Origin of the sequence: Photorhabdus heterorhabditis, assembly GCF_018448905.1 — a bacterium.
GTDB lineage: Bacteria > Pseudomonadota > Gammaproteobacteria > Enterobacterales > Enterobacteriaceae > Photorhabdus > Photorhabdus heterorhabditis.
The window spans coordinates 1-12,456 of sequence record NZ_RCWA01000020.1; the positions used below are offsets into that span (position 1 = coordinate 1).

The 12,456-nt window shown below is 39.4% G+C and carries 13 protein-coding genes and 1 pseudogene; 7 read left to right on the forward strand and 7 right to left on the reverse strand.

The features are described 5' to 3' along the window. Nucleotides 1–118, forward strand: a pseudogene (locus EAE89_RS13335) (RNA-guided endonuclease InsQ/TnpB family protein); the annotation flags it as partial. Nucleotides 119–166: 48 nt separating this feature from the next. Here EAE89_RS13335 and EAE89_RS13340 read toward each other — a convergent pair. Together EAE89_RS13340 and envC are read right to left on the reverse strand one after the other, a co-directional pair. Further along, nucleotides 167–1,075: a divergent polysaccharide deacetylase family protein gene (locus tag EAE89_RS13340; RefSeq protein ID WP_054480838.1), complete on the reverse strand. Its 909-nt coding sequence runs from the start codon at nt 1,073–1,075 to the stop codon at nt 167–169. A gap of 4 nt (nt 1,076–1,079) precedes the next feature. After that, nucleotides 1,080–2,387 carry a murein hydrolase activator EnvC gene (gene envC, locus EAE89_RS13345; RefSeq protein ID WP_054480840.1) on the reverse strand — a complete coding sequence of 436 codons (1,308 nt, stop codon included), beginning with the start codon at nt 2,385–2,387 and terminating at the stop codon, nt 1,080–1,082. A gap of 487 nt (nt 2,388–2,874) precedes the next feature. On the opposite strand from envC, the gene EAE89_RS13350 reads away from it, so the two are divergent. The 4 genes from EAE89_RS13350 (at nt 2,875) to cysE (ending at nt 5,757) form a co-directional block, all read left to right on the forward strand. Beyond that, nucleotides 2,875–3,312 carry a rhodanese-like domain-containing protein gene (locus EAE89_RS13350; RefSeq protein WP_054480842.1) on the forward strand — a complete coding sequence of 146 codons (438 nt, stop codon included), beginning with the start codon at nt 2,875–2,877 and terminating at the stop codon, nt 3,310–3,312. A gap of 72 nt (nt 3,313–3,384) precedes the next feature. Beyond that, nucleotides 3,385–3,861, forward strand: a complete 477-nt coding sequence (gene secB / locus EAE89_RS13355) for a protein-export chaperone SecB (RefSeq protein WP_015836413.1) — start codon at nt 3,385–3,387, stop codon at nt 3,859–3,861. Next, nucleotides 3,861–4,883 (forward strand): NAD(P)H-dependent glycerol-3-phosphate dehydrogenase, encoded by a 1,023-nt coding sequence (gene gpsA, locus EAE89_RS13360; protein ID WP_054480844.1) that lies wholly within the window; start codon nt 3,861–3,863, stop codon nt 4,881–4,883. Before secB ends, gpsA begins: the two co-directional genes overlap by 1 nt. Before the next feature lie 52 nt (nt 4,884–4,935). Further along, nucleotides 4,936–5,757, forward strand: coding sequence for a serine O-acetyltransferase (gene cysE / locus EAE89_RS13365; RefSeq protein WP_054480846.1), 822 nt, complete (start codon nt 4,936–4,938; stop codon nt 5,755–5,757). Nucleotides 5,758–5,861: 104 nt separating this feature from the next. Here cysE and trmL read toward each other — a convergent pair whose 3' ends face one another. Beyond that, entirely contained in the window at nt 5,862–6,350 is a 489-nt protein-coding gene (gene trmL, locus EAE89_RS13370) for a tRNA (uridine(34)/cytosine(34)/5-carboxymethylaminomethyluridine(34)-2'-O)-methyltransferase TrmL (protein WP_054480848.1), read from the reverse strand. 255 nt (nt 6,351–6,605) lie between these two features. Here trmL and EAE89_RS13375 point away from each other — a divergent pair, with 255 nt between their 5' ends. Continuing rightward, nucleotides 6,606–6,863: a type II toxin-antitoxin system RelB/DinJ family antitoxin gene (locus tag EAE89_RS13375; protein ID WP_149616353.1), complete on the forward strand. Its 258-nt coding sequence runs from the start codon at nt 6,606–6,608 to the stop codon at nt 6,861–6,863. A 3-nt stretch (nt 6,864–6,866) separates the two neighbouring features. Further along, entirely contained in the window at nt 6,867–7,133 is a 267-nt protein-coding gene (locus EAE89_RS13380) for a type II toxin-antitoxin system RelE/ParE family toxin (RefSeq protein WP_214086037.1), read from the forward strand. A 54-nt stretch (nt 7,134–7,187) separates the two neighbouring features. Here EAE89_RS13380 and galE read toward each other — a convergent pair whose 3' ends face one another. From galE to EAE89_RS13400, 4 genes are all read right to left on the reverse strand, one after another. After that, a complete protein-coding gene (gene galE, locus EAE89_RS13385; RefSeq protein WP_214086038.1) occupies nt 7,188–8,207 on the reverse strand; it encodes a UDP-glucose 4-epimerase GalE in 1,020 nt (339 codons plus the stop codon). 36 nt (nt 8,208–8,243) lie between these two features. After that, nucleotides 8,244–10,124: a polysaccharide biosynthesis protein gene (locus EAE89_RS13390; protein WP_214086039.1), complete on the reverse strand. Its 1,881-nt coding sequence runs from the start codon at nt 10,122–10,124 to the stop codon at nt 8,244–8,246. A 361-nt stretch (nt 10,125–10,485) separates the two neighbouring features. Continuing rightward, entirely contained in the window at nt 10,486–11,667 is a 1,182-nt protein-coding gene (locus tag EAE89_RS13395) for a DegT/DnrJ/EryC1/StrS family aminotransferase (RefSeq protein ID WP_214086040.1), read from the reverse strand. Between the two features lie 10 nt (nt 11,668–11,677). Beyond that, nucleotides 11,678–12,277: a sugar transferase gene (locus EAE89_RS13400; protein ID WP_214086041.1), complete on the reverse strand. Its 600-nt coding sequence runs from the start codon at nt 12,275–12,277 to the stop codon at nt 11,678–11,680. Between the last annotated feature and the right edge of the window lie 179 nt (nt 12,278–12,456).

The following is a 12,456-nucleotide window of genomic DNA, read 5'->3' on the forward strand; positions in this document are numbered from 1 at the left end:
TATCAATGCGGCGCTCAACATCCGGCGCAAGGGCATACAGGAATTACAGGCGGCGGGACTCGTCGTTTCTGCCCATGGAGGCCAGCGTAAATCCGTCACACAGACGGTTGCGGCCTGAGAAGTGGGAAGCCTCGCCGTTTACGGCGGGGAGCAGTCACGTGAGTTTCTATTTTGTTTTATCCTGAGATTTATCTCCGGTCAATTTCTGAATATATTGGCTCACTGTATTCACAATAGGGTTATCAACCAGAGTATCGCCAATGATTGCCAGATAGTCTTTGCTGGTAACGGTATCTGGTGCCTCTTTTATTTCACACTGCTTGCCCCATTTATGCTGATTGCCACTAGCAGGTGTACCACTTAACAGCATGCTTGGGCTGACTAATTCAATATCAGCGGGAAGTGTTGGCAACATTTTTTGTAATGCACGAATGGTTGTTGGGTGAGGATGGCCGATAGCAATAGCTGAGCCATTCTTACGGGCAATAGAGATTGCCCGGTTTAACTGATAATGAGTTTCCGCCTCTGATTGTACATCGTCTAGAAAAATATTCCGGCGGATAACACGGACAGGCGTGCCTTGCGCTGCCTTTGTTACTTGGGAATTACCAATCGTTACACTATCGAGAAAATAGAGATGATAGCGGGACAGTGAATGCATAACTTTCTGCATTCCCGGCAAGCTTGAAGTCATGGCGCTGCCCATATGGTTATTCATTCCTACAGCATAAGGGACTTTTTGTATTGCTTGCTGGATGATACGGTCAATTTCTTCACTGCTCATTGTTGTCAGGAGTGTATCTGGCTCTAACCGTTGTTTACTGAGCGGTGCCATTGGTAGATGAATTAAGATTTCTCGTCTTTGCTTATGTGCTTTTTCCGCCATTTCCCTGCCATGTGGGGAATCTGGCAGAATGGCGATAGAAATCGCAACGGGCATCTGCAATATTTTGCTTTCATTATGAGGACGGTAGCCAAAGTCATCAATAACAATGGCCAGACGAGAGGCATTGGCTTGCAGACTCAAAAATAACAGAGCGATAGCAATGAATTTTGTGAACCAAAGTTGTCTCATCTGATTATCTCCCAAGCCATGGTTGTGGGTTTACAGCTCTTCCCTGACGGCGGATTTCGAAATAAAGTGCGGGTTGATTTTGGCCGCCGCTGTTACCGACCAGTGCGATAGGTTGCCCGGCACGAACTTGTTGACCAACGCTGACCAAGGCACTTTGATTATAGCCATAGAGACTCATATCGCCTTTACCGTGTTCTATAACGACGACCAGCCCATAGCCTTGCAACCAGTCAGCTAATAGTACCCGGCCATCGGATATCGCTTTGACTTCAGTACCTTCTGTGGCAGAAATCACCATACCTTTCCAGCGTAACTCACCTTGCAGGGCTTCCCCAAACCCATGTATCACTCGGCCGTGGACAGGCCAGATTGCCTGACCAGCCGGGCGTCCGAGGCCACCGGTACGCGCCATTAATGCACGTTCATCTTCAGTAGGTTTATAGCTAGAACCTCTTTGCTGTGCTTGCTTCTGTTTCGCTGCAACTTGCGCACGGACACGAGCTGCTTCTCTGGCTTCCCTTTCAGCACGAGCTTTCGCTTCTCGCTCTGCTTTGGCAATTTTATCTCTCAGACGGGTTTCATTTTGTTTTAACTCAGCAAGGTATTGCTGGTCTTTCTTCAGGGAAGATTCCAGCTCCGTTAGGGTTTTTTGCCGGGCATTGCGGGCAACTTCCATCTGCTGCTTTTGTTGCTGTTGTTCGGCCAGAATTTGTTTCTGTTCTTCTTGTTTTTGCTGCTCAAGTTTTTTCTGTTCAGTTAAATCAACGGTGGTTTGCTCAAGCTTAACAATAGTGTCTTGGCGGGCTTGATTAAGATAACTATAGTAAGCGAGGATGCGCTCACCACGTTTGCCTTCCTCACCTTTGAACATAAGTTCAAGCCCTTGATGTTGCCCCTGACGAAATGCTGCATCTAACTGGCGTGCCAGCATATCTTGTTGCAGTTTTTGCTGTTTTCTCAGTTTCTTGATATTGGCATTGAGAATAATAATTTCTTTATTCAGCTTACTGAGTTGAGTTTGGGTACTGTATAGAGAGCGACCAACTTTAGAAATTGTATTTTCCTGATCTTCCAGTTGACTTAACAACGTGCCGCGTTGTTGTTGTTGTTGTTGCACGCTCTTCTCTTTTTCTGCGATGTTTTGCTGAAGATCTTTAAGTTGGTTTTTATTGTCGGTAATCTGGTTGGCAAAGGTATTAAAACTGAAAACAGCAGACAGGAAAGCACAGAACAATAAGACATGGATTTTGTTCTGCCATAGGTTCTGATTGAGCCGATAATTACGGCTATATATTTCTTTGTTGTCAGCCATTTATATATACCTGTTATCTTTCAAGTTGCCCCTTTGTTGGCTGCACTCACTCACCCCGGTCACAGAGTTATCTATGCTCCCGGGGATTCGCTCCCTTGCCGTCGCGATGCATCTTGAAATCTATTGGGTATAGACATACCTTGCTACGATATACGCCATATTATTCCATGATGAACAATTACTTACCAGATGCTGTGTTGATTTTTTACACTTTCAGATAATGCTGTCTTAACATTGAAATTGGATAATAATAAACATATTAGCTACTTTAGCCTATTTATTGCCGAAATTCCTTATGTATTCAGTGTGGCAGAGAATATTCTGGGTATGAACTTAAAACCCACCACTTTCAAGATATTTTTATTTTTCTCGAAACTCTCCGCAAAATTTCATTGAGCTTGCGCTATTTGGCTGTAATTGACGCAACACAAAGGTATACTCTGGAACCTTAGCTATTTGTTATTAACCAACGGGAGTTTTTGCCCCCATGCTGCAAGAAATCATGCAATTTATTAACCAGAATATGATCCTTAGCCTCGCTTGGATTGCGTTGCTGGTTGCCGTTATTGTGACTACGGCGAGAGGTTTCTTCTCTAAAACCAAAGAGATAACCCGTGTACAAGCTATTAATTTGATCAATAAAGAAGAAGCTATCGTTGTGGATTTGCGTTCCCGTGAAGATTTCCGCAAAGGGCATATCATTGGTTCAATAAATTTGACTCCATCTGAAATTAAAGACAGCAATCTGGCAGAGTTGGAAAAACATAAAGGACAGCCTGTGATTGTTGTTTCAGCTAATGGTACTGAATCTCGTACTCCGGCTGAAAATCTTATCCGTGCTGGCTTTGAACACGTATGTTCTCTGAAAGAAGGATTAGCTGGCTGGACGGGTGAAAATTTGCCATTGGCGCGTGGTAAAAAGTAATCATTTGGGTGTGAGTGGTTACACTCACATAGAGAATTTAATAAGGACATCTAAAGAAAGGTAACAATTATTATGTCAGACCAAAACAACACAGAAATGACTTTCCAGATCCAACGTATCTATACCAAAGATATCTCTTTTGAAGCACCAAACGCGCCACAGGTGTTTCAGCAGGAATGGCAACCGGAAGTAAAACTGGACTTGGATACGGCTTCCAGTGAGTTGGCTCAAGGGGTTTATGAAGTTGTTCTGCGTGTCACTGTGACGGCAACTCTGGGTGAAGAGACTGCATTCTTATGTGAAATACAGCAAGGCGGTATTTTCTCTATCGAAGGTATCGAAGGAACCCAGCTGGCTCATTGTCTGGGTGCATATTGTCCAAATATCCTGTTCCCATATGCCCGTGAATGCATCACCAGCTTGGTGAGTCGTGGTACTTTCCCACAACTGAATCTGGCTCCGGTAAACTTTGATGCTTTGTTCATGAATTACCTGCAACAGCAGGCAGAACAATCTCAGGATGGTGAGCAGGCTCAACAGGAAGCCTAATGAATAACACTGCTTCTATGACAGTTATCGGTGCCGGTTCATACGGCACCGCATTAGCCATTACGTTAGCTCGTAATGGTCATGATGTTGTGCTCTGGGGGCATAATCCAGCGCATATTCAAGCTTTGCAGCAGGCACGTTGTAATCAGGAGTTTCTGCCGGATGTGACTTTTCCTGATAGTTTATTGCTTGAAGCAAACCTGACAAAAGCACTGGCGGCAAGCCGCAACATTCTTGTTGTCGTTCCCAGCCATGTGTTTGGTGAGGTGTTAAAGCAGGTGGAATCGCATCTGCGACCTGACTCTCGTATTGTCTGGGCAACTAAAGGCTTGGAAGCTGATACAGGCCGATTATTGCAGGATGTGGCTCGAGAGATACTCGGTAATGAAATACCGTTGGCGGTACTTTCTGGTCCAACGTTTGCCAAAGAACTTGCGGCGGGTTTACCCACTGCGATTGCTATCTCTGCTACTGAACCTGCTTTTGGTGATGAGCTTCAGCAATTATTCCATTGTGGCAAAAGTTTCCGTGTTTATAAAAACCCTGATTTTATTGGTGTTCAGCTTGGCGGTGCCGTAAAAAACGTCATTGCTATTGGCGCCGGAATATCTGACGGTATGGGATTTGGTGCTAATGCCCGCACAGCATTGATTACCCGTGGATTAACAGAAATGAGTCGTCTTGGTACAGCGCTTGGCGCTGATCCTTCCACCTTTATGGGCATGGCAGGACTGGGCGATTTGGTTTTAACTTGTACTGACAACCAATCACGTAACCGTCGCTTTGGCATGATGTTGGGGCAAGGAATAAATGTTGAAGAAGCCCAGAGCCAGATTGGGCAGGTTGTTGAAGGTTACCGCAACACCAAAGAAGTACGCGCATTGGCTGAACGTGCTGGTGTGGAGATGCCGATTGCAGAACAAATCTATCAAATACTGTATTGCAATAAAAATGTAATAGAAGCTGCTCAAGCACTGTTAGGAAGAGCCAGAAAGGATGAGAGCGATGATGTACGCTCTTAAATCAGAATAAAAATTTAAAGTAAGATAGGTTCTAATTGTGAGAGTAAACGTTATGTCACTAGAAGAATTGGACGAAGTTTGGAAGAACATAAAAACAGAAGCGAGAGCACTGGCTGAATGTGAACCGATGTTGGCCAGTTTTTTTCATGCGACGTTACTCAAGCATGAAAATCTTGGTAGTGCCTTAAGTTATATGTTGGCTAATAAACTGGCCACACCGATTATGCCGGCTATTGCTGTCAGAGAAATTGTAGAAGAAGCCTATGGCTCAGATCAGAATATGATTGTCTCAGCTGCTCGTGACATCATAGCCGTACGTTTACGTGATCCTGCGGTAGATAAATACTCGACTCCTCTGCTTTACCTCAAGGGATTTCATGCTTTGCAAGCCTATCGTATTGCCCATTGGATATGGGGAGAGGGAAGAAAAGCATTAGCGATTTACCTGCAAAACCAGATTTCAATGTCTTTTAGCGTTGATATTCATCCGGCGGCGAAGATTGGCTGTGGCATCATGCTTGACCATGCTACCGGTATTGTCATTGGTGAAACAGCTGTGGTGGAGAATGATGTTTCTATCCTGCAATCTGTAACCCTTGGTGGTACAGGTAAATCAGGGGGTGATCGTCACCCTAAAGTCAGGGAAGGAGTGATGATTGGCGCAGGTTCAAAAATACTTGGCAATATCGAAATTGGTCGTGGGGCAAAAATTGGCGCCGGTTCGGTTGTCCTTCGCTCTGTACCTCCACACACAACAGCTGCTGGTGTACCTGCCCGGATTGTTGGTAAACCTGAAAGCGAAAAGCCATCACTGGATATGAACCAGCACTTTAATGGAATCAACCATGGTTTTGAGTATGGTGATGGGATTTGATTTTTTGAACAACTGTATTGAGAAATATTGTTCACAAAGCTGAATACTCAAAAATGCCGTGTTTAATGGGTTAGATGCACGGCATTAACTTTAGTCAATGGCAATTACTCTTTCAATAAAGCACCTGAATAACCCAATTGCCGCCAGGCTTCAAAAACCACAACAGCAACTGAATTAGAGAGATTCATACTGCGGCTGTCCGCCAGCATTGGAATACGGATCTTTTGTTGGGGGGGCATATTATCCAAAACATAAGATGGTAGCCCTCTGGTCTCTGGCCCGAACATCAAATAATCCCCATCCTGATAACTTACCGCACTGTGTGCTGATGTTCCTTTCGTCGTCAGAGCAAACAAACGGGCAGAAAACTCTCCTGTAAACCCTTCATTCTCTAAAAAAGCGTAATAATCATGATGTTGCTTGATATTGGCAAACTCATGATAATCCAGCCCGGCGCGACGTAGCCTTTTATCATCCCAGGTAAAACCCAAAGGCTGAATCAGATGCAACTGAAAGCCGGTGTTAGCACAAAGACGAATAATATTACCGGTATTAGGTGGGATTTCAGGTTCAAATAAAACGATGTTTAGCATATGCCCCCCAGAAACAAGGGGCACAGATTAGCAGAAATTGAGTAGGGATGCAGAGGGGATTTCATCTCTGGTTTATCTGTTGGAAAATCTTTCAGAAATTTCTCATCACTCGGATATATTCATTTGTTTGTGGCTACAATATGGCTATTATATACCCTTCATCTTTCAAGCTGCTGCTTTGTTGGCTGCGTTCACTTGCCGCCGCGCTGCAATTTGAAATCTATTGGGTATAGACAAAAAATGAGGGGTTTTTTTATGGCTGATACTGTTGTACGTGCCCGTGTTAACTCTAAATCCAAAGCGGCGGCGATGGCTAATGCGAAAGCCATGGGACTGAATCTTTCCACTATAATTCGTATGGTGGTTAATCGTCTGGCTGTTGAGCCAGAATTACCTACTGAGTTGCTGCAACTTAATCAGGAGACATTACAGGCTATTCGAGATCTGGAAAATGGCGTAGGTGTTCATCGAGTTGATACGATAGATGAACTAAAGCGTGATCTTGGATGGTAAATAATGTTAAAGATTGTTTATCAGAGTCGCTTCAAAAAAGATGCAAAGCGTTATGCTAATAATAAAAAGGCTCAATCTGTTATCTTGAAAGCTATTGAGCTTTTACAGACTGGTGAACCTTTACCAGAGCGTTACCGTGAACATTCATTAGCAGTTCAATATATTGGCTACCTTGAATGTCACGGAGCGCCGGATATTTTGCTTATTTATCAGCGTACAAGGACTGAATTAAAACTATATCGGGTGGGTAGTCATTCGGATTTATTCTGAATCTTACTCCTTATTAACTTACTTAAGGAACCAGACAGTATAGAGAGATACATCTCAATTAGAGCGAAAACCATTGGGGTTATTCATCTGCCAGTTCCAGCTATCGCGCATCATATCGTCAATATTGCGTGTTGCTTGCCAGCCGAGAATTTCATGGGCTTTGGATGGATCAGACCAACACTCAGCAATATCTCCAGGGCGTCTATTTGTAATTTTGTGAGGAATCTTCTTACCTGCGGCTTTCTCAAAAGCATGAAGCAATTCAAGTACAGAATAACCGGTCCCGGTTCCTAAATTGAAAACTTCATAGGATGGTTGTTTATCCAGATAGTCAATAGCAGCAATATGGCCTTCAGCCAAATCCATCACATGAATATAATCACGAACACCGGTGCCATCTTTGGTTGGGTAATCATTGCCATAGACTGATAAACATTCCAGACGACCAATAGCAACCTGAGTGATATAAGGCAGCAGATTATTGGGAATACCGTTAGGATCTTCGCCAATCATACCTGATGGATGTGCACCAACAGGATTGAAATATCTCAAGCTAGTGATTTTGAAACTTGGCTCGGCAGCGGCAAAATCTTTTAGAACTTGCTCGACCATCAGTTTAGAAGTGCCATAAGGATTAGTTGTACCGCCTACTTTGGCATTTTCAGTTAGAGGGACAAACTCAGGATCGCCATAAACCGTTGCAGATGAGCTGAAAATCAGTTGATATACGCCATTGGCACGCATAGCCTGCAACAGAACCAGGGTACCAGTAACATTATTCTGATAATACTCAAGTGGTTTTCTGGTGGATTCACCAACTGCTTTTAATCCAGCAAAATGGATGACGGTATCTATTTTATTTTCTTGAAAAATCTTATTTAATAAATTTAGGTCAAGAACATCACCTTGGTAGAACTTTACTGATTTGCCTGTGAGTTTTTCAACTCGGCGAAGAGATTCAGGTGATGAATTGCAGAGATTATCAATAACAACAACATCAGCTCCTCTTTCCAGAAGTACTAATACTGTGTGTGAGCCGATGTAGCCGGCTCCGCCGGTGATTAATGTAGTCATATTATTTCTGTTTTAGTAGATTAGAATGTTTATGTACTATTTTAAAACATCGTAAATATGATCTTTGGGATAAAAGTCAATAGGCGCATTAATAAGAATATTCCTAATATTATCAAAGCCATAATTTTCACAAGATGTTTTTAAGTCATTTAATAATGAATTTAATTTATCCCAAGTCAGAAATATTTCATGGGCTGTCATAATTCTCGGGTGATTTGTGCCAGAAACATTATCACCAATTAATAATTCTTCATAAAGCTTTTCACCGGGCCTTAATCCGGTAATTTTGATTTCGATATCACCATGAGGATTGATTTCGTCTTTCACTGATAAACCGGATAGATTAATCATTTTTCGGGCAAGATCGTATATTTTTACTGGCTCTCCCATATCCAGCACAAAAACATCACCATTGTTGCCCATTGCTCCGGCCTGGATAACTAACTGGGCGGCTTCTGGGATTGTCATGAAATAACGGGTAATGTCTTTGTGAGTGAGGGTTATTGGCCCGCCACTTTCTATTTGTTTCTCGAAGAGAGGGACAACAGAGCCAGATGAACCAAGAACGTTACCAAAACGGACCATTGAGAATTTTGTATGGCTGTTTTCTTTAGCAAAAGCTTGCAATATAAGCTCTGCAAATCTTTTCGTTGCTCCCATAGTATTGGTGGGGCGGACAGCCTTATCGGTAGAGATTAATACAAATTTATCAACTTTTTGATTGATTGCTGCTTTGGCAAGTGAAAGAGTGCCAAAAATATTATTGTTAATGCCCTCGATGGTGTTCATTTCTACTAGAGGAACATGTTTATATGCAGCAGCATGATATATTGTATTAATGTTGAATTTATTTATTATTTTATTTATCTTATCTGAGTCTTTTATATCACCTAAAATTGGAATAATAGTTATATTTAAATCGCTTTCTGAATTTATCTTTTGTAACTCTTTTTCTATTGAATAAAGGCAGTACTCGGTTAACTCAAATAATATCAGCTGAGTGGGAGATTGAGTGATGATTTGTCTGCATAACTCTGAACCTATTGAACCACCGGCACCTGTAACAAGAATATTTTTATTTTTAATATTTTTACATAGCAAATCTTGTAGTGGATTAACTTGCTCTCTTCCCAAAAGATCATTAATAGAAACCCGTTTTAGTGAGTTTATTTGGGCTTTTCCTTCAACTAGATCATTGAAGCTTGGGATTGTGAGTATTTCACAATGCTTTTTTTGTAGTCTCTCAATTATTTTTTTTCTATCAGATATTGAAGCGCTGGGTATGGCTAATAATATCTTCTTTATATTATATCTTTCTACTAAATATGTTATTTTCTCTGGAGAGAAGACGCAAACCCCATGAATAGATAAATTATGTAATTTAGCATTGTCATCAACAAAGGCAACAGGGTTGAATTCTCTATGCTCTTTCAATATAGGTAAAAGTTGCCGACCAGATTCTCCTGCTCCATAGATAATAACTGGAACTCCTTTATCTTTTAGTAAATTACGTAGTGTTCTATATAAAAATCTTGTACCGCAGAGTGATGTAATCAGAAAAGAAAAATAAATAATAGGTACGGTTCTTGGTAGAAATGCCTGCTGATATAAAGAAAATGCTGTTAATAATAGAGCAGATAGAAATGAACCAATGACCGCCCATTTTAATATACTCATATTAACGTATTTTAATATCGATCTATAAAAACCAACTTTTAAGAAGATAAATAGAGTACAAGGTATTGTGAATATGATTGCTAGCCAATGCTTAAAGCTATTAATTGGGATTTCTCTATCTAAACGTAACCACATGCTAAGCCAATATGAGGCAATAATCATTAGTATATCAGCTATCAGAAGGATTATGGTTTTTATTAACCTGTCTTTACTTTTATTAAGAATTGTTTTTTCATTCATGATTTTTGATTAAATTAGATAATATTTTAATAAATATGGAATTCTTCTGATAAGAATATTAAAATCTTAAAATAATATATAGCCAATATTATAATAATGTATTTATCAGATAGATTTATTAACTAAATATAATGGTTAGAAAATAAACCAAGGTTGATTTGATCGAAATAAGTATTTTTTACTCATTTATCAATAAGAATTATATTTTATTAGATTGTAGATTGAAACTTCATGATAGGCTAGAATTTAGTAAAACAGATTCATATAATAATCTCTTCAGTGCCTTATTAATATAGCCCAAGATCACTAAAGAGATCTGACTAATTTGGTTTTGTAATTAAATTTTAAATAAAAAATGATACTATTTTTTTATTTGAGCATTATTTAATACCTGACATATCAAATTGCTCATTAATTCCATCTCTTCCATAGTTAATGTTGGGTGTACCAGAAACATCAAGCTTGTTTCACCAAGCTCTTTTGCATTCTTTAGTCGAACTTTGGGACGCCAGATCGTATTATCAAATGCTTTTTCTAAATAGATTTCAGAACAGCTACCTTGATAACAAGGAACACCAAGTTTATTAAGCTCTTCAATTATGCGATCTCGTGTCCAATTTTCTGATAATAAGTTAGGTTTAATAAATGCATAATACTTATACCAAGCATGTTGTATATAGTCAGGAACAATAGGAATTCTGATAAAGTCAAATTTTTCTAATGTATTGGTAAGTATTTTTGAGTTTTCAGAACGTATTTTAATCCATTCTGGTAATCTTTTTAATTGAATACGTCCGATAGCTGCTTGCATCTCTGTAAGACGCCAATTAGTGCCAAAACTCTCATGCAGCCATCTAAAACCTGATTTACTCTCTTGATTATGTACTACATCAAAATTTTTTCCATGATCTTTATAACTCCACATTATAGACCAAAGATTAAAATCATTTGTTGTTACCATACCACCTTCACCACCTGTTGACATAATTTTATCTTGGCAAAAGGACCATGCACCAATATGACCAAAAGTACCTACAGAACGGCCCTTATATTTTGCACCGTGAGCCTGTGCGCAATCTTCAATAATAAAAAGATTATGTTGATTGGCAAAATTGATGATTTCATCCATGTCTGCTGGCATACCTGATAAATGTACAACTATTACAGCTTTAGTTTTTGGTGTTAGAGCATTATTAAGAGTAACAGAGGTGACATTTTGGCTATTTAAATCAACATCAGCGAATATAGGGTTGGCTCCAGCATTGACAATACATGATGCGGAAGCTAAAAATGTTCTAGAAGTGACTAAAACATCATCACCAACACCAATATTCAATGCGTGTAGTGCAATATCTATGGCAACTGTCCCATTAGCAAGAGCAATCGCATATTTTGACTTAGTAAATTCTGCAAATTCTTTCTCAAAAGTCTTGCATTCATTTCCAGTCCAGTAATTAACTTTATTAGAAAGTAATACTTTTTCAACTGCTTTGGCTTCTTCATTTGTAAAAGATGGCCAAGGGGAAAAATGTGTATTTAACATTTTCATCTCATTATTTTAATGTATACATAATATATTTTATATCCTTAAGGAAGGAATATTTTAGGTAATATTCCTTATTAATATTTACCTTATCAGGCCAGATAACGAGGTCATTATATTCTTTAGGATTAGATTTTTCTTTTAGTAATGCCTCTTCATTCTTATATTTTATTGATGCAGGACCTGTTATTCCTGGTTTTAATTTAAGAATGATTCTATCATCCCCAATTAACTTATCTGCATATCCAGGAACGTCAGGTCGAGGCCCAACAAAACTCATATCACCAATTATCACATTAATTAATTGAGGCAGTTCATCGATTTTGTACTTCCTAAAAAAACGACCACTTTTAGTAATCAATTGGTTATTCTCAGAGGTGATTGACGATCTGCTTTCATTTTTAATAATTGGTCGCATTGTTTTTATTTTAATAACTGAAAATATTTTCCCATTTCGTCCTATTCTTTTTTGTAAGAAAAAACCATTAGATCTTGTTTCAACGGTAGAAATAAGCCAGCTTATAAATATTAGAGGAAATATAATCAAAATAATTGATATTGATAATATAAGGTCAAACGTTCTCTTAAGGGTAGTTTGTGATTTTTTCATATCAGTTAGACATCGAATAGCGTACATATATTTAACCTCAGAATTTTTATAAGAGCATGATAATATAAAATTTAGAGGTACTTATATTTAGAGTTTCTTTAAGGATTAAAATAATATATATAGACTTATAATCGCTAAATTCATAGTAATAGATTAATTATTTAAACTTAAGAAGAGAT